Source organism: Pseudoalteromonas sp. S3785, from assembly GCF_005887365.1.
Lineage (GTDB): Bacteria > Pseudomonadota > Gammaproteobacteria > Enterobacterales > Alteromonadaceae > Pseudoalteromonas.
In genome coordinates, this window is the sequence record NZ_PNCT01000212.1 from 1 (window position 1) to 257 (window position 257).

The 257-nt window shown below is 42.4% G+C and carries 1 protein-coding gene; it reads left to right on the top strand.

Translation table 11 applies throughout. From position 1 onward, the window contains the following. A partial coding sequence (locus CWC17_RS19180) for a cbb3-type cytochrome c oxidase subunit I (protein WP_171042122.1) occupies positions 1-257 on the top strand: 257 nt, incomplete at both ends.

Genomic DNA, 257 nt, shown 5'->3' on the forward strand with positions numbered 1-257 from the left:
AGCTTAGCGAAAAAAGGGGTAAAGAGTCTTTTTGGTGTTGGATAGTTGGTTTCTTCGTGGCGTTCATGCCGTTGTATGTACTTGGTTTCTTAGGTATGACTCGTCGCTTAAACCACACTAATTACCCAGATTGGAACATTTGGTTATACATTACACCACGCGGTGCTGTCATGATTATCTATGCTATTATGTACCAATCCGTCCAGTTATTTGTTTGCTTTAGAGCGGTCGCTTCAGTTGTCGATACAGACGGCTCT